This is a genomic window from Streptomyces sp. NPDC048639 (genome assembly GCF_043199075.1).
Lineage (GTDB): Bacteria > Actinomycetota > Actinomycetes > Streptomycetales > Streptomycetaceae > Streptomyces.
On the sequence record NZ_JBICVP010000001.1, the window covers coordinates 1 to 21,942 of the forward strand.

Annotated in this window: 21 protein-coding genes and 1 pseudogene; 8 read left to right on the forward strand and 14 right to left on the reverse strand. The window is 71.0% G+C overall.

Features of this window, described 5'->3' with window-relative positions:
• Positions 1-417: 417 nt before the first annotated feature.
• Positions 418-1,059: a DNA-3-methyladenine glycosylase gene (locus ACGFNH_RS00005; RefSeq protein ID WP_393650661.1), complete on the reverse strand. Its 642-nt coding sequence runs from the start codon at positions 1,057-1,059 to the stop codon at positions 418-420.
• 156 nt (positions 1,060-1,215) lie between these two features.
• On the opposite strand from ACGFNH_RS00005, the gene ACGFNH_RS00010 reads away from it, so the two are divergent.
• The 3 genes from ACGFNH_RS00010 to ACGFNH_RS00020 all read left to right on the forward strand — a co-directional run bounded on the left by ACGFNH_RS00010 (position 1,216) and on the right by ACGFNH_RS00020 (position 3,361).
• A complete protein-coding gene (locus ACGFNH_RS00010) occupies positions 1,216-2,007 on the forward strand; it encodes a sporulation protein (protein ID WP_393650662.1) in 792 nt (263 codons plus the stop codon).
• Positions 2,008-2,067: 60 nt separating this feature from the next.
• Positions 2,068-2,595 carry a YbhB/YbcL family Raf kinase inhibitor-like protein gene (locus ACGFNH_RS00015; RefSeq protein WP_393650663.1) on the forward strand — a complete coding sequence of 176 codons (528 nt, stop codon included), beginning with the start codon at positions 2,068-2,070 and terminating at the stop codon, positions 2,593-2,595.
• A gap of 247 nt (positions 2,596-2,842) precedes the next feature.
• Entirely contained in the window at positions 2,843-3,361 is a 519-nt protein-coding gene (locus ACGFNH_RS00020; protein ID WP_393650664.1) for an HNH endonuclease, read from the forward strand.
• Positions 3,362-3,385: 24 nt separating this feature from the next.
• Here ACGFNH_RS00020 and ACGFNH_RS00025 read toward each other — a convergent pair whose 3' ends face one another.
• The 4 genes from ACGFNH_RS00025 to ACGFNH_RS00040 form a co-directional block, all read right to left on the reverse strand.
• Positions 3,386-4,300, reverse strand: coding sequence for a sulfite exporter TauE/SafE family protein (locus ACGFNH_RS00025; RefSeq protein WP_393650665.1), 915 nt, complete (start codon positions 4,298-4,300; stop codon positions 3,386-3,388).
• 189 nt (positions 4,301-4,489) lie between these two features.
• Positions 4,490-5,455, reverse strand: a complete 966-nt coding sequence (locus ACGFNH_RS00030) for an SPFH domain-containing protein (RefSeq protein WP_393650666.1) — start codon at positions 5,453-5,455, stop codon at positions 4,490-4,492.
• A gap of 121 nt (positions 5,456-5,576) precedes the next feature.
• Positions 5,577-5,999: an NfeD family protein gene (locus ACGFNH_RS00035; RefSeq protein WP_393650667.1), complete on the reverse strand. Its 423-nt coding sequence runs from the start codon at positions 5,997-5,999 to the stop codon at positions 5,577-5,579.
• A 191-nt stretch (positions 6,000-6,190) separates the two neighbouring features.
• Positions 6,191-6,985 (reverse strand): ABC transporter ATP-binding protein, encoded by a 795-nt coding sequence (locus ACGFNH_RS00040; RefSeq protein WP_393650668.1) that lies wholly within the window; start codon positions 6,983-6,985, stop codon positions 6,191-6,193.
• Between the two features lie 108 nt (positions 6,986-7,093).
• On the opposite strand from ACGFNH_RS00040, the gene ACGFNH_RS00045 reads away from it, so the two are divergent.
• The gene (locus ACGFNH_RS00045; RefSeq protein ID WP_393650669.1) at positions 7,094-7,903 is read left to right on the forward strand and encodes a hypothetical protein; all 810 of its coding nucleotides are present in this window, start codon (positions 7,094-7,096) and stop codon (positions 7,901-7,903) included.
• 157 nt (positions 7,904-8,060) lie between these two features.
• Here the strand turns inward: ACGFNH_RS00045 and ACGFNH_RS00050 are convergent, their stop codons facing one another.
• The 4 genes from ACGFNH_RS00050 to ACGFNH_RS00065 form a co-directional block, all read right to left on the reverse strand.
• Positions 8,061-8,306: a chaplin gene (locus ACGFNH_RS00050; RefSeq protein ID WP_393650670.1), complete on the reverse strand. Its 246-nt coding sequence runs from the start codon at positions 8,304-8,306 to the stop codon at positions 8,061-8,063.
• A gap of 263 nt (positions 8,307-8,569) precedes the next feature.
• Positions 8,570-8,809: a chaplin gene (locus tag ACGFNH_RS00055; protein WP_393650671.1), complete on the reverse strand. Its 240-nt coding sequence runs from the start codon at positions 8,807-8,809 to the stop codon at positions 8,570-8,572.
• A gap of 175 nt (positions 8,810-8,984) precedes the next feature.
• Positions 8,985-9,638 (reverse strand): response regulator, encoded by a 654-nt coding sequence (locus ACGFNH_RS00060; RefSeq protein ID WP_393650672.1) that lies wholly within the window; start codon positions 9,636-9,638, stop codon positions 8,985-8,987.
• Positions 9,631-10,809 carry a GAF domain-containing sensor histidine kinase gene (locus ACGFNH_RS00065; RefSeq protein ID WP_393650673.1) on the reverse strand — a complete coding sequence of 393 codons (1,179 nt, stop codon included), beginning with the start codon at positions 10,807-10,809 and terminating at the stop codon, positions 9,631-9,633. Before ACGFNH_RS00065 ends, ACGFNH_RS00060 begins: the two co-directional genes overlap by 8 nt.
• A 182-nt stretch (positions 10,810-10,991) precedes the next feature.
• Between ACGFNH_RS00065 and ACGFNH_RS00070 the strand changes: the two are divergent.
• The 3 genes and pseudogenes from ACGFNH_RS00070 to ACGFNH_RS00080 all read left to right on the forward strand — a co-directional run bounded on the left by ACGFNH_RS00070 (position 10,992) and on the right by ACGFNH_RS00080 (position 14,083).
• A pseudogene (locus ACGFNH_RS00070) lies at positions 10,992-11,692 on the forward strand (SDR family NAD(P)-dependent oxidoreductase).
• Positions 11,689-12,852, forward strand: coding sequence for an S-adenosylmethionine:tRNA ribosyltransferase-isomerase (locus ACGFNH_RS00075; RefSeq protein ID WP_393650674.1), 1,164 nt, complete (start codon positions 11,689-11,691; stop codon positions 12,850-12,852). Before ACGFNH_RS00070 ends, ACGFNH_RS00075 begins: the two are co-directional and overlap by 4 nt.
• 484 nt (positions 12,853-13,336) lie before the next feature.
• Complete coding sequence (locus ACGFNH_RS00080; RefSeq protein ID WP_393650675.1) at positions 13,337-14,083, forward strand: transglycosylase SLT domain-containing protein; 747 nt, start codon at positions 13,337-13,339, stop codon at positions 14,081-14,083.
• 121 nt (positions 14,084-14,204) lie between these two features.
• Here the strand turns inward: ACGFNH_RS00080 and ACGFNH_RS00085 are convergent, their stop codons facing one another.
• Positions 14,205-16,874: an FHA domain-containing protein gene (locus ACGFNH_RS00085; protein ID WP_393650676.1), complete on the reverse strand. Its 2,670-nt coding sequence runs from the start codon at positions 16,872-16,874 to the stop codon at positions 14,205-14,207.
• Between the two features lie 621 nt (positions 16,875-17,495).
• Here ACGFNH_RS00085 and serB point away from each other — a divergent pair.
• Positions 17,496-18,731: a phosphoserine phosphatase SerB gene (serB, locus tag ACGFNH_RS00090; RefSeq protein WP_393650677.1), complete on the forward strand. Its 1,236-nt coding sequence runs from the start codon at positions 17,496-17,498 to the stop codon at positions 18,729-18,731.
• Positions 18,732-18,929: 198 nt separating this feature from the next.
• On the opposite strand, the gene ACGFNH_RS00095 is transcribed toward serB, so the two are convergent.
• From ACGFNH_RS00095 to ACGFNH_RS00110, 4 genes are all read right to left on the reverse strand, one after another.
• A complete protein-coding gene (locus tag ACGFNH_RS00095) occupies positions 18,930-19,481 on the reverse strand; it encodes a SixA phosphatase family protein (RefSeq protein WP_393650678.1) in 552 nt (183 codons plus the stop codon).
• A 258-nt stretch (positions 19,482-19,739) separates the two neighbouring features.
• Positions 19,740-19,958 carry a hypothetical protein gene (locus ACGFNH_RS00100; RefSeq protein ID WP_393650679.1) on the reverse strand — a complete coding sequence of 73 codons (219 nt, stop codon included), beginning with the start codon at positions 19,956-19,958 and terminating at the stop codon, positions 19,740-19,742.
• A 215-nt stretch (positions 19,959-20,173) separates the two neighbouring features.
• Positions 20,174-20,290 carry an SGM_5486 family transporter-associated protein gene (locus ACGFNH_RS00105; RefSeq protein ID WP_393650680.1) on the reverse strand — a complete coding sequence of 39 codons (117 nt, stop codon included), beginning with the start codon at positions 20,288-20,290 and terminating at the stop codon, positions 20,174-20,176.
• 170 nt (positions 20,291-20,460) lie between these two features.
• A complete protein-coding gene (locus ACGFNH_RS00110) occupies positions 20,461-21,912 on the reverse strand; it encodes a CynX/NimT family MFS transporter (protein ID WP_393650681.1) in 1,452 nt (483 codons plus the stop codon).
• Between the last annotated feature and the right edge of the window lie 30 nt (positions 21,913-21,942).

Genomic DNA, 21,942 nt, shown 5'->3' on the forward strand with positions numbered 1-21,942 from the left:
AACACCACGAGAGCGGAACCACCGGAGGAATAATCCGGCAGTTCACAGCGTCCTCGCTGTGTGTTTTCTTCAAAGGAACCACGCCCCGGACCAAAATGGCCCGAAGACGGGGTATCAACATATCTGGCGTTGACTTTTGGCACGCTGTTGAGTTCTCAAGGAACGGACGCTTCCTTCAAAACCATCCCTGGTTTCTCCGGGCGCTTCCCTTCGGTGTTCACCACACTAGCGGGTTTCCCTGGCGATTCATAATCGCCCCCTTCGGCACGAATTTCGGCATGCCGAAATTGTCCCCGGTGAGGGAGAAGCTCGTAGTGATGGCTGTGCCGCTTGCGGGTCTGGCGTTCGGCTGGGGCCGTTCGCGGCTCTTCCCGTGTCAAGCGGCTCGGGCTACGTTAGGCGTTTCCGGACTGGGAGTCAAGTCGCCTTCTGGCTACGGCGACGAGGCGTATGAGCGCGGTACGGGCTGACAGTCGGGTCGCCGTCGATCCAGAAACGCCAAGGGTGGACGGCCCCTTCACCTCCGACTCCCGTACGCGGTCCGCTGCGGACGCGGTCCCGGTCCACCGGTTCTCCCTCAAGCACCGACAGCGCAGAGCCCGGACCGGTGCAGATGTCCACGCCGTTGAGGGCACGGTCCACATCGAGAGCGGTGGCCAGACGGGCGGGGCCCTGGGCGAGTTGGCTGTCCTTGCGCGCCGTGGGCCTCCGTGTCCGCGCCAACTCCGCTCCCTCTGTGATCTCACCGGCGCGGAGGAGCACGGCGCTCGCGCGGTCCACCGGTCCGCAGACCAGGTTCATCGCGAACCACATGCCGTAGATGAAGTAGACGTAGGCGTGGCCGGGCGGGCCGAACATCGTGGCGTTGCGCGCAGTGCGGCCGCGGTACGCGTGCGAGCCGGGGTCCGTCGAGCCGTCGTACGCCTCGACTTCCGTCAGCCGCACCTCGATCGTGCCCTCGGGCGTCGTGCGGACGAGGGTGCGGCCGAGGAGGTCCGGGGCGACCTCGAGTACGGGCCGGTCGAAGAAGTCGCGCGGGAGCGGCGTACGGTGCGGCATGCGCTCCGAGCGTAGTGCACCTGGTACGTACGGCGGCTGGCCATACGGCGGCCGGCTTGCCACCGTTGGCCGAGCGGAACCGCCCGGTGCTGTGGGGCGTATCTAGAGGTCAAGAGTTGTCGCGGCGAGACTTGGTTTCGCCCGGGGAGGAAGAACATGGGCTTCAAGAAGCTGCTCGCGAGCATGGGCGCCGGCGGGGCATCCGTCGAAACCGTGCTGACCGAGGCGAACGTCGTGCCGGGCGGAGTCGTGCAGGGTGAAGTGCGGATCCAGGGCGGGTCCGTGGCGCAGCAGATCGAGGGACTCGCCGTCGGCCTTCAGTCGCGGGTCGAGCGCGAGGACGTGCAGGTCAACGGACAGGACGTCAAGCAGAACGTCGAGTTCCACCGGAAGCAACTCGGCGGTGCCTTCGAGGTGCAGCCCGGTGCCGTGCACGCGGTGCCGTTCGGGCTGGAGATCCCCTGGGAGACCCCGATCACGATGTTCATGGGGCGGCACCTGACGGGGATGGAGATGGGGGTGACCACGGAGCTGCAGATCGCGCGCGCCGTGGACTCGGGCGACCTCGACCCGATCAACGTCCATCCTCTGCCGGCGCAGCAGGCCATCCTGGACGCCTTCGGCGCGCTGGGCTTCGGTTTCAGGAGCGCGGACCTGGAGCGCGGGCACATCCGCGGCACGCGCCAGCGGCTGCCGTTCTACCAGGAGATCGAGTTCTTCGCCCCGCAGCAGTACCGGGGCCTGAACCAGGTCGAGCTGACGTTCATCGCGGACGGCCACGAGATGGACGTCGTCCTGGAGATGGACAAGAAGCCGGGTCTGTTCACCGAAGGCACCGACTCCTACCGCTCGTTCGCCGTCAACCTCCAGAACTTCCAGGAGACCGACTGGGCTGCGTATCTCAACCAGTGGCTCGCCGAGGTCGGCGGTCGCCGCAACTGGTTCTAGGCTCGGAGAGGCAGAGATCCACTGGATCCATCCCGAGCCATCCGATCAGGAGGTTTCGACGTGTCCGAGCTCAAGCGGCCGCCGCTCCCGCACGACTTCCACCCGGAGGTGCCCTCGTTCACCGTGGTGAGCGATGACGTGGCGCCGGGGGCGACGCTGGCCGATGCCCAGGTGTTCGCGAAGGACAACACCTCGCCCCACCTCCGGTGGGAGGGGTTCCCCGCGGAGACCGAGAGCTTCGCGGTGACGTGCTTCGACCCGGACGCGCCGACCGGCAGCGGCTTCTGGCACTGGGTGCTCTTCGACATCCCCGCCGATGTCACGGAGCTGCCCGCGGGTGCCGGAAGCGGCACGTTCGGCGGGGTGCCCGAGGGGGCCGTGCACGTGCGGAACGACTTCGGGGAGCGGAACTTCGGCGGGGCCGCCCCGCCTCCCGGGGAGAGGCACCGCTATGTGTTCACGGTGTACGCCGTGGACTCGGAGAAGCTGGGTCCGGACGCGGACGCGACGCCGGCGGCCGTGGGCTTCAACCTGCGGTTCCACACCCTGGGGCGCGCCCATGTGATCGGCGAGTTCGGCACGGACTGACGTGGCGGACTGAGAGTGCCGATGCCGTGGGGGGCGGGGGCGACTGCCTGTCGCACCGGCCCCTCCGCTCGTACGGCGCAGTGACCCGCCCGCCCTGCCACATCGTGTGTGGCGGAGCGGGCGGGTTTTCACGTCTTCACCCCCGAGCCCCCTCCCGTACAGGAAATTGCGTTGTTCCGACCGGTGCGCGCGGCCAGAGTTGAGCCGAGCCCGCCACGCGGCGGGGGACCCGGGAGGTGGGCTACGGATGCGCGAGACGCTGGTACTGAACGCGAGCTTCGAGCCGCTGTCGACGGTGTCGCTGCGGCGCGCGGTGGTGCTCGTTCTGCAGGACAAGGCCGTCGTGGAGCAGGCTCACTCCGGCCTGCGGGTACGCGCCGCGGCAGTGGAGCTTCCGGTGCCGCAGGTGATCAGGCTCTGCCGGTACGTACGGGTGCCGTTCCGAAGACGGGCGCCCTGGTCGCGGCGGGGTGTGCTGGTGCGTGACCGGCACCGCTGCGCGTACTGCGGGCGGCGGGCGACGACGGTGGACCACGTGCTGCCGCGTTCGCACGGTGGTACGGACACGTGGCTGAATACCGTCGCGGCCTGCGCCGAGGACAACCACCGCAAGGCCGACCGTACGCCGGAGCAGGCGGGGATGCGGCTGCTCAGCAAGCCGTTCGAGCCGACGCCGGCGGATGCTCTGGTGCTGGCGCTGGGGATGTCGGGACGTGAGGCGCTGCCCGAGTGGCTGCCGGCGCCGGGTGCGCGCGTGCCCGCGTGAGCGGAGGGTCCGTCTGCTGCTTGCTCAGGTGAGGAGCAGGCGGACCATCGCGACGACACCGACCACGACGACGATGGCGCGGAGCGCGGCGGGCGGAAGGCGGCGGCCGACGGTGGCGCCGAGGGGGCCGCCGAGTGCGGACCCGGCGGCGATGAGCAGGACGGCGGTCCAGTCGAAGTCGGCGACGAAGAGGAAGAAGAGGGCGGCGACGGCGTTGACGAGGGCGGCGAGAACGTTCTTGACGGCGTTGAGCCGTTGCAGATTCTCGTCGAGCAGCAGACCCATCATGGAGAGATAGAGAATTCCCTGAGCCGCGCCGAAGTAGCCGCCGTAGGCGCTGGCGAGGAGGAGGCCGAGCAGCAGGACCGGGCTGCGGTCTCCCCGGCGGGGGCGTGCGCCGGGCTGGTCCGCGGCGCCGTCACCGGGAGGGCCGTCACCGGGAGTGTCATCACCGGCGGTAACTTCACCGGGAGTGCTTTCCCTCGATGCACCGTCGCTGTGGGCACCGGCAGGGGCAGCAGTATCGGTGGCGTCGGCCGTGGCCCTGCGCGCCAGGTGGCGCTGAACGGCGCGCGCCAGCCACGGCTGGACGGCGACCAGCACCACCGCCAGGCCCACGAGCACCGGCACGATCGTGTCGAAGGCGTCCGACGGCAGGACGATCAGCAGGGCGGCGCCGATGAGTCCGCCGATGAGGGCGACGACGCCGAGGCGCAGGACGCGGCTCCGCTGGCCCCGCAGTTCACGGCGGTAGCCGATGGCGCCGCCGATCGAGCCGGGGACGATACCGAGGCTGTTGGAGACGTTCGCGGTGACGGGCGGCAGGCCCACGGCGAGCAGCACCGGGAAAGTGATCAGTGTGCCGGAGCCGACGATGGTGTTGATCGTGCCGGCTGCGATGCCTGCCGCGAATACGGCCAGAGCCTCCCAGATGCCCACGCTGTGCCTTCCGGTGATCGGTGTCTCCCGCACCGATCATGCCGGACGGCGGGCGGCGATCAGCAGCGGGGCTGCGCTCGTCCGGAGCCGTCGCCCGGATTCGTCGTCCCGGACCTGTCGACCAGCTCCTCGCCCGGGTCGTCGTCCGGATCCGCCGGAGGAGCGCCCGTCACCGCGTAGCTCCGCGGCTCAGTCCAGCGGGGGCTGCTCCCGGCGCGGGGCGGGCGTCTTGGGTGCGGAGGTCGCAGGCGCGGCCGGGGCCTGGCCGCCGCCTCCGGCCATCGGACCGAAGTTGCCGACGGCGCCGCTGAGCCCCTTGAGCGCGTCGCCGATCTCGCTGGGCACGATCCAGAGCTTGTTGGCATCGCCTTCGGCGATCTTCGGGAGCATCTGGAGGTACTGGTACGAGAGCAGCTTCTCGTCCGCGTCTCCGGCGTGGATGGACTCGAAGACCGTACGGATCGCCTGGGCCTCGCCCTCCGCACGCAGGGCCGCGGCCTTGGCCTCACCCTCGGCGCGCAGGATCGCGGACTGCTTCTCGCCCTCCGCGGTGAGGATCTGGGACTGGCGGATGCCCTCCGCGGTGAGGATCGCCGCGCGCTTGTCGCGGTCGGCGCGCATCTGCTTCTCCATCGAGTCCTGGATGGAGGTGGGCGGTTCGATGGCCTTCAGCTCGACGCGGTTGACGCGGATGCCCCACTTGCCGGTGGCCTCGTCCAGCACTCCGCGGAGCGCGGCGTTGATCTCCTCGCGGGACGTGAGGGTCCGCTCGAGGTCCATGCCACCGATGATGTTGCGGAGCGTGGTGACGGTGAGCTGCTCGATCGCCTGGATGTAGCTGGCGACTTCGTACGTCGCGGCCCGGGCGTCGGTCACCTGGTAGTAGATGACGGTGTCGATGTTGACGACCAGGTTGTCCTGGGTGATGACGGGCTGCGGCGGGAACGGGACGACCTGTTCACGGAGGTCGATCCGGTTGCGGATCGAGTCGATGAACGGGACGACGATGTTGAGGCCCGCGTTGAGGGTGCGGGTGTATCGGCCGAAGCGCTCCACGATGGCGGCGCTGGCCTGGGGGATGACCTGCACCGTCTTCATGAGTGCGATGAAGACGAGCACCACCAGGATGATCAGGACGATGATGATCGGTTCCATGGATGCTCCCCGTTACCCCTTCGGTTGCTTGATGATCGAGTCTCGCAGAGAGCGGCCCCGCGGGGTGCGGATTCCAGCCATCTGACGGGTGGTTGAGCAGGCGTCACCTCACCACGGCCGCTCACATCACCACGGCGGTCGCACCGTCGATGTCGACCACGTCGACCTGCTGGCCCACTTCGCAGACCTGATCGGAGTCGAGCGTACGGGCCGACCAGACCTCGCCCGCGAGCTTGATCCGGCCGCCGCCGCTGTCGACCCGTTCGAGGACGACGGCCTGACGCCCCTTCAACGCATCGATGCCGCTGGCCATCTGGGGCCGCTGCCGTCGGTGCCGGGCGGCGATCGGCCGGACGACGGCGATGAGAGCGACGGAGACGGCGGCGAACACGAGCACTTGAGGCACCGTGCCGGCGCCCAGCGCGGCCGTGACGGCGGCCGCCACGGCGCCGACCGCGAACATCCCGAACTCGGGCATCGCGGTGAGAACGAGAGGTATGCCAAGCCCGACGGCGGCGATCAGCCACCACACCCATGGATCCACGTCTTCATCGTAGGCGTGGTGACCTCATTGCCGACAGGGGCCGATCGGACAGAGTGATCGGCGAACGCCCAGCGACAAGGCGGGTGTTCAGGAACTGCGCGTTCCGGATCGTTGGTTCAGGAACCGTATGGACGCTTCGGGAAAGGGCTTCGGAGAGGGGACTTCGGCAACGACCGGCGCCCCCGGAGCGGTCAGCCCTTCAGCGGCAGGCCCTGGGCGGTCCACCGCTCACCGTTGCAATCGACGACCAACGGCAACCCGAAACACAGCGACAGATTGCGGGAGTTGAGCGTGGTCTCCACCGGGCCGGCGGCCAGCACCTTGCCCTGACGGATCATCAGCACGTGGGTGAACCCGGGGGCGATCTCCTCGACGTGATGCGTCACCATGATCATGGACGGGGCCATCGGGTCGCGGGCGAGCCGTCCCAGTCGCCGTACGAGGTCCTCGCGGCCGCCCAGGTCGAGCCCGGCCGCCGGCTCGTCGAGCAGGAGCAGCTCGGGGTCGGTCATCATCGCGCGGGCGATCAGGGTGCGCTTGCGCTCGCCCTCGGAGAGGGTGCCGAACTTGCGGTCCAGATAATCGTTCATGCCGAGCCGGTCGAGGAAGGCACGGGCGCGCTCCTCGTCCACGGACTCGTAGTTCTCGTGCCAGTGCGCGGTCATGCCGTACGCGGCGGTGAGGACGGTCTCCAGAACGGTCTGGCGGTTCGGCAGCTTGTCGACCATGTTGACGCCGGCCATGCCGATGCGGGGGCGCAGTTCGAAGACGTCGACGCTGCCGAGCTTCTCGCCGAGGATCTGCGCGGTGCCGCTGCTCGGGAAGAGGTAGCTGGAGGCGATGTTGAGCAGCGTCGTCTTGCCGGCGCCGTTGGGGCCGAGGATCACCCAGCGCTCGCCTTCGGCGACCGACCAGGAGACCTGGTCCACCAGAGCCCGGCCCTCGCGGACCACGGATACGTCCACCAGCTCCAGTACATCGCTCATGAGCGCGTTGTCTCCCATGCAGTCTCGGCTGTCGTGTGCGCCTGTGGACGCAGCCCCCAGGGAAAACCTACGCCACCGGTCGGCGGGGTCGGTCTCTAGGCTGGTCCCATGCTCACGGAACCGCGTTCAGGGCGGCTGGCCGCCTGGGGAAATGCCCTTATCGCCGGACTTGTCTCGCCCGACGAAGCCGTGCACCGCATTGTGGCGGACGACGCACTGCACCGGATCGAGGGGCTGCCCGGCGAGGCGGATCCCGTCGGCCTGAGCCTCGCGCTCGGACGGCTCCGCGCGTTCGGCGTGACCGGACTGCTCGTGGCACTGCCCACACCGGGGCATCCGCTCGGTCTGTGCGGGCCGCCGGACTTCAACGCCCGGGCGTTGGAAGCGGAAGAGGCCGTGATCGCCTCGGGCGGACAGCCGCTGGGGTTCGTTCCCGAGGTCCACGCGGCGGGTCCCGACGGGGACCAGCACATCGAGGTGGTGTGGCGCTGCCTGCCCGTACGGGATGCGCCGCCGGCGGACGTGCCGTCGCTCGGTGAGGCGGAGCGCGAACTGGCCGAGGCACTGCGGGACGCGACCGACCTGCTGTCGCGGATGGATGTGGCGGGCTCGGGTCCCGTGGCGGACGCGGCGCTCGAGGCGTACCGGGCGCGGGCCGATCGCGGCCGGGAGGTCCTGGCGCCGGGCTATCCACCGCGCGCGGTACGCGTGCTGGCACTGGCGCAGCGGGTGGGTGCGCTGGTCGCCATCGCGAGCGGGCCGGACGCCGGGAGCGGGGACGGGCGCGAGCACGGGGCGGCGATGAGCGCGTCGCAGATCGCGGCGCGGGCGGAGGCGCTGCGGCCGGTGGAACGCACGGCGCGCAGGGCGCAGGTGGCGGCGTACAACGCGTACGTGGAGGAGCGGGAACGACGCTGAGAGCGCGGCATCGGTGCGGACAGGCAGCCTGCCCGGACGTACGGAATCGGCCGCCAAGGCGTCCGCGCGTGGGCGGTGTCGCTGAACCCCTGCCCGGCGCGGGCAGCGGAAGGGCCCCGGGGGCGATGCCCACGGGGCCCTGATGCCGGATTCTGCGTCAGCGGTCGCTGTTGATGCAGGTGTTCCGGAACGCCGGGTTCGCCAGGTCACCGAGGGCACCGATCGTGTTGCCGCAGAGGTTGATCGGAATGTCGATCGGGGCCTGGATGACGTTGCCGGAGATGAAGCCGGGCGAGCCCGCGGCCACAGCGGAGGCGCCATCGGCAACGGCTGCGCCGGCCGAGGCACCGACGACGGCGCCGGCGGAAGCGATGAGGATCGCGGCCCTCTTGGCAGTGTTCATGAAGAAGACGTTCCTTCTGCTGGGTTCCGTGACCCCAGGCTTCGGGGCCACGTGGTGCGCAACGCCCCCGCTTGCCCCGATGACACGGCCCAGGGGCGCGATGCCCCCGTTCGGCCCAGCGCCCACCGGCCCCCTTGGCCCGGAACCGCTGGTCACGGACGTACGGCGGACCGTGCCCCGCGGTGACACATGCCCTTGGCAAGGGACAGGCCCCCGGGGAGGTGTCCTCCGGGGGCCCGTCCGTACTGACCGGCGACGAGCGATCAGTTGGCGACCGTGTTGCCGAAGGCCGGGTTCATGGCGCCGATGACGCTCACGGTGTTGCCCGCGACGTTGACCGGCACGTGGACCGGCGCCTGGACCTGGTTGCCCGACACGATGCCCGGCGAGAACGCGGCCTCGCTCTGGGCGTGCGAACCGGCGGCAGAGGCGACACCGGCACCGGCGGCGACGAGCCCACCGGCGATCATCGTGACGGCAGCGGCCTTCTTGAGGTTCATCACTTTCTTAACCCTCCCTGGCTTTCACCGCGGACGGATCGCCGCGGCACCATGGAGAACGGGTCACCGCCCATGCGGTTGCGCCATGCGGGCGACATACACCCGACAGTATGAATCTCGGTTTGGCGGGCGGCCTGCGGTGAACGCACCGCCCGGCCCGTGGCGCCCGGCCCCCGCCTCAGCCGGTCACACCGTGCCGTACGGCCCAGAGCGCCGCCTGCGTCCGGTCCGCCAGGTCCAGCTTCATCAGGATGTTCGAGACGTGGGTCTTCACCGTCTTCTCGGACAGCACCAGCGCGCGTGCGATCTCCCGGTTGGAGCGGCCGTCGGCGATCAGGGCGAGCACTTCGCGCTCCCGGTCCGTGAGCGAGCCGCCCCGCCCCTGGCCGGACCCCGCCGACTCTTCCTGGGAGAGCAGCGCCCCGGCGACCTCGGACTGCAGCAGGACGTGCCCGGCGTGGACGGACCGGATGGCGCCGGCCAGGGCGTCCGGGTCGACGTCCTTGTAGACGTAGCCGCTGGCTCCCGCGCGGAGCGCGGGGACGACCGTGCGCTGCTCGGTGAAGCTGGTGACGACGAGCACACGGGCGGGGTTGTCGAGGGCCCGGAGCTTGCGGAGGGCCTCGATGCCGTCGGTGCCGGGCATCTTCACGTCCATGAGGACAACGTCGGGGCGCAGTTCCTCGGCGCGCGCGACCCCTTCCGCGCCGTCCGCCGCCTCCCCCACCACCTCGATGTCGTCCTGCACTTCGAGGAACGTCCGCAGCCCGCGCCGTACGACCTGGTGGTCGTCGACGAGCAGGACGCGGATGCCGCGCCGGCGCTCAGCCACCGGGCACCTCCATCTCGATCAGGGTGCCCTTTCCGGGCGCCGACTCCACGGTCAGGGCGCCGCCCACGCCGCTCGCCCGGTCACGCATCGACACCAGCCCCAGGTGGCGGCCGGCCCGCCGCACCGCCGACGGGTCGAAGCCCTGGCCGTCGTCCTCGATTCGGAGCACCGCGCCCTGGCCGCAGCGGACGAGCGAGACCCCGACACGGGCGGCCCCCGAGTGCCGCAGCGCGTTGTGCAGAGCTTCCTGAGCCACCCGCAGAACGGCCTCCTCCTGCGCGGCGGGCAGGGCCCGCACGTTCTGTGAGGAGAAGGTGACCTCGGCGGTGTGGGCGCGGTCGAGGACCTGGATCTGGGTACGGAGGGTGGCCACGAGCCCGTCCTCGTCCAGCGCCGCGGGGCGCAGTTCCACGACCGCGGCCCGCAGCTCGTCCGCCGCCTCGGCGGCCAGACCGGCGACCTGCTGCATCTCGCCCTTGGCCCGCGCGGGGTCGCGGTCGACGAGGGCTGCCGCGGCCTGGGCGGTCAGGCGCAGTGAGAAGAGCTTCTGGGAGACGGCGTCGTGCAGCTCGTGGGCGAGCCGGGCGCGCTCCCCCGTGATGGTGAGCTCGCGGCTGCGTTCGTAGAGGCGTGCGTTGGTCAGGGCGATGGCGGCGTGCTGGGCGAGGATGCCGAGCAGGGCCTGGTCCTCCTCGGTGAAGCCGCAGCCGTCACGGGGCCCGGCCCCGCCCGCCTCCGCGTCGCCCGCCGGATGCCGCTTGTTCGCGAGGAACAGGGCGGCCAGGACCTCGTCGCCGTCGGCGACGGGCAGCCCGATGAAATCCGACAGTTCGGGGTGGGTGCGCGGCCAGCCCTCGAAGCGCGGATCCTGCCGGACGTCGGCGAGCCGCTGGGGGGTGGCGTCCTGGAGCATCGCGGCGAGGATGCCGTGCTGCCGGGGCAGGGGGCCGATGGCCTTCCACTGCTCGTCGCTGACGCCGTCCACCACGAACTGGGCGAAGCCCCCGTGATCGTCGGGCACCCCGAGGGCCGCGTACTCGGCGTCCAGCAGCTCGCGCGCGGAGCCCACGATCGTCTGGAGCACGTCGCGGACTTCGAGGTGGCGGCTCATCGCCAGCAGCGCGGCGCTCACCGCGGCGAGACCCGATTCGGGTACGGAGCCGGTGGTCATGGGCTCACCGTACCGGCGGGGGCCGGGCGTCGTATCGGACCGGAGAAGGCACCGGCTTCGGCCTCCGGGCCTAGGCCGAAGTGTCCCGGCGGCACCCGACCGCGGGACGAGGCGGGGGCCCGGCCGCCCTTCCTACGGTGAGGACACCTTGACGGGAGAGACGGCGAAGGGGGACGAGTCCGATGCCGGTGGCGATCATCACAGGGGCTTCGAAGGGACTGGGCCGGGCACTTGCCGCGGCACTGGCCGGGCGGGGCTGGGACCTGGTGCTGGACGCGCGCTCGGAGGGGCCGCTCGCGTCCGCAGCCGAGGAGATCGGCCGCGCGGGCGTACGGGTCGTGGCGCTGCCGGGGGACGTCACGGCCCCCGGGCACCGGGCCGCGCTGGTGTCGGCCGCCCGGGATCTGGGCGGCCTGGACCTGGTGGTGAACAACGCGAGCGCGCTGGGCGCCGAGCCCCTGGTCGCCCTGGCCGACCTGCCGACCGAGGGCCTGCGTACGGCGCTGGAGACCAATGTGGTGGCGCCGCTCGGTCTCCTGCACGAGGCGCTGCCGCTGCTGCGCGCGGCGGCCCCGGGTGCCGTGATCAACGTGAGCTCGGACGCGGCGGTCGAGGCGTACGGCACCTGGGGCGGATACGGCGCGTCCAAGGCCGCGCTGGACCGGCTCTCGGCCGTGCTGGCCGAGGAGGAGCCGAGCTGCGGGTCTGGGCCGTGGACCCGGGCGACATGCGCACGGATCTCTACGCGGCCGCCGTCCCGGACGACGACTTCTCGGGGCGGCCGCTGCCCGATGCGGTGGTCCCCGCCTTTCTCTCGCTGCTGGACCGGGCCGCGCCGAGCGGCCGGTACGCGGCCCCGGAGCTCATGGCGGCGCGGCGGTGAGCGCGGTGGGGGCGCTGCGGATCCCCGACGAGCTGTCGGCGCGGGTGCCCGCGGAGCGGCGCGGGAGCGGCCGGGGGCGGGACTCGGTGCGGCTGCTGGTGAGCCGGGGCGCGGAGGTGTCGCACCACACGTTCGGGGAGCTGCCGCGGCTCCTCCGGGCCGGGGACGTCCTGGTCGTGAACACCTCGCGCACGCTTCCCGCGGCGGTCGACGGGCGGCTCGGGGACGGGCGCGGCGAGAAGGTCGTCGTGCACTTCTCGACGCGCGGGGACGACGGCCGCCGGTCGGTGGAGCTGCGGAGTCCGGACGGGCGGGGCAGCACGCGGCCGCGGCCGGTGGACCGTTCCGGCGCGCTCGTACGGCTGCCGGGCGGGGCGTCGCTGGTGCTGGAGGAGCCGCTGGACGGGCCTGGCGGGCGGCTGTGGTGGGGACGGGTGACCGGGGCGGAGGTGCCCGGGCTGCTGCACCGGTACGGCCGGCCGATCCGCTATCCGTACACGGACCGGGATCAGGGGCTGCCCGCGTACCAGACGGTGTTCGGGGTGGAGGCGCCGGACGGGGACGGGTCGGCGGAGATGCCGAGCGCGGCCCGGCCCTTCACCGCGCCGCTGGTGGCCGAGCTGGTCAGCCGGGGTGTGCACATCGCGCCGATCACGCTGCATACGGGGGTCGCGTCGCTGGAGGCGCACGAGCCGCCGTATCCGGAGCGCTTCACCGTCCCGGAGGCGACGGCGCGGCTGGTGAACGCGGTACGGGCTGTGCGGGGCCGCGGGCGGGACGGGCACGGGCAGGACGGGCGCGGGCGCCGCGGCCAGGGCCGCAGGGGGCGCGGGCGTGACGGCGGCGGGCGGACGGCGGGACGGGTCCTGGCCGTCGGGACGACGGTGGTGCGGGCGCTGGAGACGGCGGCCCTGCCGTCGGGGCTGGTGCGAGCCGCCTCGGGCTGGACGGATCTGGTCGTCACGCCGGAGCGGGGCGTGCGGGTGGTGGACGGTCTGCTGACCGGCCTGCACGAGCCTGAGGCCTCGCACCTCCTGATGCTGGAGGCGGTGACCGGCCGGGAGGCGCTGGATCGCGCCTATGAGGCCGCGCTGGCCCACCGCTATCTCTGGCACGAGTTCGGCGATGTACATCTGATGCTTCCCGTGCCGTCCGGCTGACCTGCGAATTCGCTGTACCGATATCCCCGAACCCCGATCGGAGACCCGATTCGGGGTTCCTTTATGCCCGATTTGACCCCTCCTGTTCATTTTCCCAGGTCAGAGCATTACCGCCCGATGCACACTCTGCGCATCCGCGAATTCGGAAAGTGAGACGGACCCTCTTCCATTGTGAGCCGCCCCATGTAACGCACATCACTTACGACCCCTCCTAGTGGGATCGAAATCCCCTCTTCAGCCGCTCGGCAAAGCCTTTCAACGTATTCCTGACTTCGCCGTATCCACGATCCGGCGTAGTACATCACACCTTTGCAAGTGGCTTTTGGCGCCGCTAAGAATTCTTCACGTCGCACGGCGTCGCAGAACGAACGCGGCGCTTTTGCCGGACCGGCGAGCGTATCTGCCCCCACCGCTCGGGGGGATTCGCCCGCCTACCAAAGATCCGGCCTCTGCGGCACCGAGCGATTTGGAAGAGGTCCACTTCATGCCCGTCCCCACGTTCTCCGGTTATCGCCGTCTGACCAAGACCCACAAGCTCTCGGCAGCGGGAGTCGCCGCTGCAGGCGCAGCCGCGGCCCTGGCCTTCTCGGTCGTTCCCGGGTCGGCCGAGGCCGAGCAGCCGGAGTCCTCCCAGGCGCTCTCCGCCAAGCCGGTCGCGGAGCTTCAGGCGGACAGCGTTGGCAAGATCCAGAAGGACACCGCCACGCAGAAGTCCGCCGAGGCCGCGAAGAAGGCCAAGGCCGAGGCTGAGAAGAAGAAGCTCGCCGACCTTGCGGCGAAGCAGAAGAAGGCTGCCGCGGACATGGCCAAGAAGAAGGCCGCGTTCGCCGAGAAGGCCAAGAAGGAGCGCGCTGCGAAGGACACTGCGAACCGTTCGCAGGCCCGCGCTGCCGCCCCGGCGAAGAGCTACCCGAACAACCTCGACGGTTGGATCCGGGAGTCCCTCGACATCATGAAGAAGAACAACATCCCGGGCTCCTACGAGGGCATTCACCGCAACATCATCCGTGAGTCCGGCGGTAACCCGAACGCGATCAACAACTGGGACGTCAACGCCCAGAACGGCGTTCCGTCCATCGGTCTGCTGCAGGTGATCAAGCCGACCTTCGACCAGTACCACGTCGAGGGCACCAAGAACTCGCAGTACGACCCGGTGGCCAACATCGTCGCGGCCTGCAACTACGCCGCCGACCGGTACGGCTCCATGGACAACGTGGACTCCGCGTACTAAGAACCGCGGTCCACGCGACACAGCAGGAGTCGCCATACGCGCCAGGGCGGCGGCACCCGAGAGGGTGCCGCCGCCCTGGCGGCTTTCCGGGCCGTTCCGGCCCGCGGCGGGGGAAGCCCCGCTACTTGCGCATCACCTCGGGCTCGTGCCGCCGCAGCAGCTTCTGCACGGCAACGCCGCACAGGACGCCGATGGCGAGCAGGATGCCCATGTCGAGGAGGTAGGTGCCCGCCGTGTGCTCCCACAGGGGGTCGGGGTTGCCCTTCTCCCAGGGCAGCAGCAGGTTCAGCTCGGCCGTCGCCCCCATCGCCGAGACCGCCCACCTCGAGGGCATCAGCCAGGCGAGCTGCTCCACGCCCGGGGAGTCGTAGAGCTGGAAGAGCACGCCGGTGAAGACCACCTGGACGATGGCGAACATCACCAGCAGCGGCATCGTCTTCTCGGATGTCTTGACGAGCGCGGAAATGATCAGGCCGAACATCATCGAGGTGAAGCCGAGCGCGGTGATCGCGGCGGCCATCTCGACGGCCGGCAGGTCCTCGAAGAGCACGCCCTCGGCCGGCAGGTCCCGCGAGGCGAAGCCGATCGCGCTGATGATCGCGCCCTGGAGGGCGGTGATCAGGCCGAGCACGAGCACCTTGGACGCCAGATACGCGGAGCGTGACAGACCGGTCGCACGCTCGCGCTCGTAGATCACCCGTTCCTTGATCAGCTCTCGCACGGAGTTGGCCGCGCCGGCGAAGCAGGCGCCGACGGCGAGGATCAGCATGATCGTGGACGCGTCGCGGTTGGTGAAGGCCTTGACCGCCGGTCCCCGCGCCAGACCGAAGTCGGTCGGGATCAGGGTGCTGACCACACCGAGAACGGCGGGGAGCAGCAGCATCAGGGCCATGAAGCCGCGGTCCGAGGCGATCACCGACAGATAGCGGCGGACCAGGGTGAAGAACTGGGCGCCCCAACTCTGCGGCTTCGGCGGCCGGATCTGCTGCGGGGGCGGCATCTGCACCTGCTGCGGGGCGACGGCGTCGAAGTCCGCGGCGTACAGCTGGTAGTGCTGGGAGCCGCGCCAGCGGCCGGCCCAGTCGTAGTCGCGGTAGTTCTCGAAGGCCGAGAAGACATCCGCCCAGGTCTGGTAGCCGAAGAAGTTGAGCGCTTCCTCCGGCGGGCCGAAGTACGCCACCGCGCCGCCCGGCGCCATCACCAGCAGCTTGTCGCAGAGGGCCAGCTCGGCCACGGAGTGTGTGACCACCAGGACCGTACGGCCGTCGTCGGCCAGACCGCGCAGGAGCTGCATCACATCGCGGTCCATGCCCGGGTCGAGGCCGGAGGTCGGCTCGTCCAGGAAGATCAGCGACGGCTTGGTCAGCAGCTCCAGCGCCACCGAGACACGCTTGCGCTGGCCGCCGGAGAGCGAGGTGATCCGCTTCTCCTTGTGGATGTCGAGCTTGAGCTCGCGCAGGACCTCGTCGATCCGGGCGTTGCGCTCGGCCGTGGTGGTGTCCGCGGGGAAGCGGAGCTTGGCCGCGTACTTGAGGGCGGTCCTTACGGTCAGTTCCTTGTGCAGGATGTCGTCCTGCGGGACCAGACCGATGCGCTGGCGCAGCTCGGCGAACTGCTTGTAGAGGTTCCGGTTGTCGTAGAGGACATCGCCCTGGTCGGCCGGGCGGTAGCCGGTGAGCGCCTTCAGCAGCGTGGACTTGCCGGAGCCGGACGGCCCGATGACCGCGATCACGGACTTCTCCGGGACGCCGAAGGAGACGTCCTTCAGGATCTGCTTGCCGCCGTCGACCGTGACGGTCAAGTGGCGGGCGGAGAAGGAGACCTCACCGGTGTCGACGAACTCCTCGAGCCGGTCGCCGACGAGGCGGAACGTCGAGTGGCCGACGCCGACCGTGTCGTTGGGGCCGATGAGGGCCGAGCCGGACTTGGCGAGCGGCTGGCCGTTGACGTACGTGCCGTTGTGACTGCCGAGGTCGCGGAGTTCGAAGCGGCCGTCGGGCGTGGAGTGGAACTCGGCGTGATGGCGCGAGACCTGGAGGTCGGAGACCACCAACTCGTTGTCCAGCGCACGGCCGATGCGCATGACATGGCCGACGGCGAGCTGGTGGAAGCCGGTGGGGCCGCGGTCGCCGGAGCCGGTCCTGGGACCGCCGGGAGCCGCACCCGTTGACGGCTGGTGTGGAGCTCCGCCCACGTGGCCGCCCACGTGCTGGGCGTGCGGGGCCTGGTGCGCGCCGTGGGGGGCCTGCTCAAGGCCGGCCTGCGGTTGCGCGGCCTGCTGCTGGTGCGGGATGTGCGCTGCCGGGGCGGCCTGATGCGGCTGGTGCGGGGCCTGCGCGGGCGGCGGCTGCGGGGCGGCCTGCTGCCCGGCCCAGCCCGCGGCCTGCTGCGCCTGGTGGGCCACCGGGTGCGCGGCCGCCTGCTGGTGCGCCTGCTGGGCCTGTTGCGGGGCGGCCGTCCCGGACGGCGCACCCTGGCCGCCGTCGGCGGAGCCGGAGACGGTCAGCCGGGGACCGTCGGTCGCGTTGCCGAGATGGACCACCGACCCCGGTCCGATCTCCACCTGCTGGACCTTCTGCCCGCGCATGTACGTGCCGTTGGTGCTCCCGTGGTCGTGGAGCACCCAACTGCCGCCGCCCCAATGGACGGTGGCGTGCCGCCACGACACTCTGGCGTCGTCGACCACCAGGTCGCCCTGCGGATCACGGCCCAGCGAGTACGACCGTGACGCATCGAGCGTCCAGGTGCGTCCGTTCAATTCCAGTACGAGTTCCGGCACTCCATGCCCCACTACTTGTCCCCCGAGTGACTCCGTCAACGGAGTCTAGGGATGGCGAACATCGTGAGGAACTATTTCAGGCTCAGCCGCACAACCGAAAGTCGACCCGTGGCGCGTTCGCGCCCTTGTATCGCCGACTCGGCCGAAACACCCCGGAGCACGGTAACCGGCCACGGATCACCATGAATCATGAGCTATCGACCAACTCGGCTTCCCGCACGGTGAGGTCGATGTGGACGTGGAGGCGGGACCGAGCACGGCAGAGGACCCGCGCGACCGTCGATATCGCGCCAGCCCACCGGCCCCTGACGCCGGACGCACGCCGCCCAGGGCGGCGGGGCCGCGGAACGACGGGGCTACGGGGCTACGGGGCTACGGGGCTACGGGCTACGGGCTACGGGCTACGGGCTACGGGCTACGGGCTACGGGATCACCGTCGGCGGCGGAGGCACCGCCGGCGCCCCGTACGGACGAGGAACCCGGCACGAGGTCCGCGACCGGCCCATCCCTCCCCGGGTCCCGGATCGCCCCCGCCGCGACCGTCCGGCCTGCCCTCCCCGCCCCCGCCGGGGCCGTCCGTACAGCGGGACAGGTGGGGCGTGCCCGAGCACGGGCGGATACGGTGGTAGCACCATGAGCGCATCGCAGAACACGCCTGCCGCGACCGTACCGGGCGACGACACCCCCACCCTCCTCGTCAAGATCTTCGGGAAGGACCGTCCGGGCATCACGGCCGGGCTCTTCGACACCCTCGCCGCGTTCGCGGTCGACGTCGTAGACATCGAGCAGGTGGTCACCCGAGGGCGGATAGTGCTGTGCGCCCTGGTCACGGCCCCGGACTCGGGGAGCGTCACCGAAGGTGAGCTGCGCTCCACGATCCACGGCTGGGCCGAGTCGATGAAGCTCCAGGCGGAGATCATCTCGGGACGCGGCGACAACCGGCCGCGCGGAACGGGCCGTTCGCACGTCACCGTGCTGGGGCGCCCGCTCACCGCCGAGTCCACGGCCGCCATCGCTGCCCGTATCACCGGAGCCGGGGGCAACATCGACCGGATCTTCCGGCTGGCGAAGTATCCGGTGACGGCGGTGGAGTTCGACGTGTCGGGCGCCGAGACCGAGCCGCTGCGCACCGCACTGGCCTTGGAGGCAGCCGCCCGTGGCGTCGATGTCGCGGTCGTCTCCTCCGGGCTGCAGCGCCGGGCCCAGCGCCTGGTCGTCATGGATGTGGACTCCACCCTCATCCAGGACGAGGTGATCGAGCTCTTCGCTGAACACGCGGGCGCCGGGGCCGAGGTCGCCGCGGTGACGGCTGCCGCGATGCGCGGCGAGCTGGACTTCGAGCAGTCGCTGCACGCGCGGGTGAAGCTGCTCGCGGGGCTGGACACATCCGTGGTCGACAAGGTGCGCGCCGAGGTCCGGCTCACCCCCGGTGCCCGTACGCTCATCCGTACCCTCAAGCGTCTCGGCTATCAAGTCGGCGTCGTCTCGGGCGGGTTCACCCAGGTCACCGACGATCTCAAGGAACGGCTGGGGCTGGACTTCGCGTCGGCCAACACCCTTGAGGTGGTCGACGGGAAGCTCACCGGCCGGGTGATCGGCGAGGTCGTGGACCGGGCGGGCAAGGCCCGTCTGCTGCGCCGGTTCGCCGCCGAGGCGGGGGTGCCTCTGGCGCAGACCGTGGCTATCGGCGACGGCGCCAATGACCTGGACATGCTGAACGCGGCGGGACTCGGTGTGGCCTTCAACGCCAAGCCGGTCGTCCGCGAGGCCGCCCACACCGCCGTGAACGTGCCGTTCCTCGACACCGTGCTCTATCTGCTCGGCATCACGCGCGAAGAGGTCGAGGCCGCGGAGACCGCCGCCGACTGAACGGCGGCGGGCCGCTCACCGCGACCGCACGGGCAAGCCAACCGTCTCAGCGAGCCCCCGGCCGTCCACAGCACCAGCGAGTCGTCGCAGATTCACGCACCGCACCCACCACCGCACGAGTGGGGCCCCGACGCGAAGATCGCGCCGGGGCCCTGCCGTGATCAAGTGGCCGTGTCCCGCGGTCCCGCGGGGAACGCTCTAGTCGTGCGGCGCCCAGTAGTCGAGCAGCTTCCCCACCCCGTGTTCCACGGACTTCCACGAGCCGTTGAAGCCGACGACGGCCACCGACGCCGTCGGGAACCCGCTCCGATTCATCCGCACCAGGGTGTCTCCCTCGGCCTCGCCCGCGAGGGCGTCGGCCAGCGCATGCATGCCCGGATTGTGCCCGACGAGGAGCAGATCCCGCACGTCGTCGGGCGTCTCGTTGAGCAGCGCGATGAGCTCGCCGAGCGAGGCATCGTAGAGCCGCTCCTCGTAGACGGTCTTCGGCCGCTCGGGCAGCTCGTGCACCACGAGCTTCCAGGTCTCACGGGTGCGGATCGCGGTGGAGCAGAGGGTGAGGCCGGGGCTGATGCCGGTCCCCGCGAGCCAGCGCCCGGCAACGGGTGCTTCCTTGCGGCCGCGCTCGGCGAGCGGACGTTCGTGGTCGGACACCTCCGGCCAGTCGGCCTTGGCGTGCCGGAGGAGGACGAGCCTGCGGGTCTCCGGGGATCCTGGGGTGCTTTCCGGGGAAGTTGCAGCGACGCTCATGCGTCCCAGCTTCGCATGAAACCAGCGGTGGGGCGCGGGGTGTTGAGAGGCTCCCCCAGGAAAGGTGACGTGCGCGCGCCGACCGGGCCGTACGGAACGGATGCGCAGGAGACGGCACAGACGGACCGGTGTCCAGGGGCGGGCGCACGGGGCGGTGCGGAACACCCGGGGCCACCCGGCCGTCCGCGCGGAGCCGATGGTCTCCACGGGGACGGCGGTCCCGGCGGAGCCGGTGGACACTCGGCAGAGCCGGTGGCCTCAGCGGAGCTGGTGGAGCAGGACCTCCTGGATCCGCTCCAGTGTGTGGACGAGCACGGGCTGCTGTCCGGTCGCGGCGTGCGCCTCCGCCGGGCCCGCGATCAGGAGCAGCAGCGCCGCGAAGGCGACGGCGGGGAGAGCGATGGCCCACCACGGAAGCCGGATCTCGTAGGCGTCCCGGGACGGTGGGGCGGTCCAGCGCTGGGTGCGGGCCCGCATGGGACCACCTCCGTGGAATCCGGTGGTGGCGCGGCCGCCTGCCACGACCGCGCCGGCCGCTTCATCGCGGCTACGGAGAACCTACGGAAGGAAGATCGCCCGGCCCATCCGGTGATCCACCCACTTCACCCTGACCCTGGCCCCCTAGGGGATGGGGGTGCCGGCCCCACCCCTGCTGCGCGGGCGTCGTGGGCGAGCGGGCGCGGCCCGGACGTTCAGGGCGCGGCGATGGACGCGATCACGCCGATGACGACCGTGATGAGGAGCATCAGACCGAGGATGGCGAGCAGCTTCCTCTGGCTGTTCTGCGGGTTCGGTTCGAGGACGGGCATGCGCAACAGTCTCGCACCCGGCCCGGGAGGCAGGGACGCAGGGGGTACGCCCGTGACGTCCCCCGGCCGGGCCCCGCCCGCTCGCGGTCCCGCCCGTCCGTACGCGCCGCCATCCGCACGGCGCCCCTGCGCGTCACCGCGCCCCCAGGACCCCTACCGCACCTGTGGGGTCAGGCTCGGACCCTTGCCGCCTGTTCGTCCTCGACGGTCCGGTTCCGCCCGGCCAGGAAGCCCAGCACGATCTGCGGCACCATCAGCGCGGTCATCAGCGCGAGCGGCAGCCCCCATCCGCCGCTGTGCTGGTAGAGCACGCCGACCAGCAGCGGCCCGGGGATCGAGATGAGGTAGCCGGTGCTCTGCACGAAGGCGGACAGTCCGACCACTCCGGAGCCGGTCCGTGAGCGCATCCCGATGAGCGTGAGGACCAGTGGGAAGGCGCAGTTGGAGATCCCCAGCAGCAGCGCCCAGGCCCAGGCTCCGGCGGCCGGGGCGAGGTGGAGGCCCGCGTAGCCGGAGAGGCCGCACAGCCCCAGGGCCACGGCGATCATGCCCTGGTGCCGCATACGGGCGGCGATCTGCGGCAGTACGAACGAGAGCGGGACGCCGAGGCCCATGGTCACGGCGAGCAGCACCCCGGCCGTGGAGGCCGGGACTCCGGCGTCCCGGAAGATCTGCGGCAGCCAGCCCATGGTGATGTACGCGGCAGTGGCCTGGAGGCCGAAGAAGCAGGCGAGCGACCAGGCGATGCGGCTGCGGACGGGGTTGAAGGCCGGCTCCCGCCGCATTGCCGATGCGCTCGCCGCCCTCGCCCTCGCCGCGGACGGCTGCTCGCCCCCGAGGCCGACCCGGCCGCCCCGGTCTCCCCGGTCTCCCCGGTCTCCCCGGTCGCCCCAGCCTTCTCGCTGGTTGCGGAGCCGCAGCCAGGGCAGGGCGGCGAGCACCGCGGGCAGGGCCCACAGCATCAACCCGGTGCGCCAACTGCCGCCCAGGGCCTCGGTCATGGGCACGGTGACGGCGGCGGCTAGCGCGGTGCCGAGGGCCACCGCCATCGAGTAGAGACCGGTCATCGAGCCGACCCGGTCGGGGAACCACCGCTTGACGATCACCGGCATCAGGACGTTGCTGACCGCGATGCCCGCCAGCGCCAGGGCGCTGGCGGCGAGGAAGCCGGTGGTGCCCCCGGCCCAGGGCCGTATCAGCAGCCCGGTCGCTATCGCGGCCATCCCGGCGCAGACGACGGTGCCGGAGCCCCAGCGTCGTGCGGCCCTCGGCGCGATCACGCCGAACGCGGCGAAGCAGAGCGGCGGCACGGACGTCAGCAGTCCGGCGACGCTTCCGCTCATCCCGAGCCCGTCGCGGACCTCTTCGAGCATCGCGCCGAGGCTGGTGATGGCCGGGCGCAGGTTGAGGGCGGCCAGGACCAGTCCGACGACGACGAGGCGGGTGATCCAGCCGGTGGCGGCCTTGGTGGTGATACCGGCCTCCTCGGTCGTGCTCCCGGCCGTGTCCGCTGTCCTGCCGACCGCCGTGCTGCCCGACGGGCCCCTGTCACCGATCGCGGTCCCCCGGTCCGTCCTGCGGGCCGGGGCGGGGGTCCTCGCGGGGGTTTCGTCGCCTGCCATGCCCGCCATCATAGAATCATGGGATGATTG